The 1,583-nt window shown below is 38.1% G+C and carries 2 protein-coding genes; both read left to right on the top strand.

Features of this window, described 5'->3' with window-relative positions; translation table 11 throughout:
- The first annotated feature begins 382 nt into the window (after positions 1-382).
- On the top strand, positions 383-967 hold the full coding sequence (locus tag BO222_RS05270; RefSeq protein ID WP_075819024.1) for a hypothetical protein: 585 nt from the start codon (positions 383-385) through the stop codon (positions 965-967).
- A gap of 365 nt (positions 968-1,332) precedes the next feature.
- On the top strand, positions 1,333-1,583 hold a 251-nt coding region (locus tag BO222_RS05275), incomplete at its 3' end, for a hypothetical protein (protein ID WP_143356947.1).

The following is a 1,583-nucleotide window of genomic DNA, read 5'->3' on the forward strand; positions in this document are numbered from 1 at the left end:
GAACTGGTGATGAACAGATTCCAGAAATGGCGCGGTTCAGTTATACCGGCTGATGTCATTGACAGCGTTCTTCCCTGGAATGATGAAATCAGAGAACTCTGTGCTCTGTCAGTCTGAATCAATAATACTTCAATGTAAAAAAGGCGAAGTTCTTTGCGTCCTGCAGCTTTCCTGAGAGGAAAGTTTCAGAATCCATAAGATTCTTCGCCTTTAATGGTATATAGGCAATTTCGTTTCGGGCAACCCGTCAAATATAAAGAAGTTACAGATATTGTTGTAAAAATAGCTCAAAATAGATTTTATAGAATGAAAAACATAATAATTACAGTTGTATAATCGAGATTTATAACTTTCTTTTCTAAACGGAAAAAAGTTTCCTTTGGTGACAGCGATCGTAATCTGGTTATCAGCCGAACCCTGGCCAGGCGCTAAGAATCTGATTGAAATGCTAGAGGTCCCTGAAGAGTACGTAATGAAACTGCCATATTATCTGCTGCATCTGATTGAACCTTTTGCATTGACCAATGAGGAACTGGTGAAATATGGACCGGAAGTTGGTACAGTTCTGGTATTTATTAAAAATTCGAAAAATCAGTATCAACTAAATGATGTGCTCAAGAAATATGAAGCCGAATTTTCGAATGTCAGCCCTCTGGCGTATGATTGGATTTACGCAGTAACAAAAATCGAATTTGACAGAAAAATAAAGATCAGGAATGGAGTGATCAATATGTGTGAAGCAATTATTCAAATGCAAAATTCCAGCAGAAACGAAGGATTCAAAATCGGAAAAATGAAGGCATCCGGATTGAAAAAAAACGAGGGGATTGAAATCGGTCGAAATCAGCAACTCAGAAAAATCGCTGTAAAATTGCTTGCTTCCGGACTTTCAAGAGAAGCTGTTGCTAATTTTTTAGAGATTTCAAACACTCATCTTGAACTGGTTCTTTCTGAAGAAGATAAATAAGTAGTGAATAAACATAACTATAACTAAATAGATAAGAAGAACGATTGATCTTCATTTGAAAAAGTCCTTCTTTGAAATTTTGAATTGGGACAAAAAAAGAGACGACATGGTCGTCTCGGAAATCTTGATCAGCATCATTTTATGTGGAAAGGACCTTCGGGTTCTTTTTTTGTTTTAAAAAACTAAAGATACCAATGTCATTAAGTTAAGGAGTGTCTTCCATGCGGAATTCGCTCCTCGTTTTTTTGATTTTTAACACAAGCAGTGGAGCTACTCCAAAAGTTTATAGATTATCCGAATATGGCACTTGACAGACCAAAACTCGGAACTAATCCATAATCCGAAGGATTTCGGAGGTGGTTATTTTGACCCATTCGAAATCCCCTAAACAGTATCGCCAAATCTTCTATTCTTACCTGGACGGTCTGACAGACTGCCCGGATCGTTCCCTGATTGAAGGCGAAGCCTTCACGCGAAACAGAAAAATTAGCCTTTCCCGTATTGCTCGTTTTATCGCTTCTCTGACAAGCGGCTCTATTCGCCAGCAGAATCTGACTTACTTCAAGACGCATAAAATCCAGGTCACTGACTCTGCCATATGTCAGGCAAAAAAAAA

This window comes from Ileibacterium valens, from assembly GCF_001945525.1.
Lineage (GTDB): Bacteria > Bacillota_I > Bacilli_A > Erysipelotrichales > Erysipelotrichaceae > Ileibacterium > Ileibacterium valens.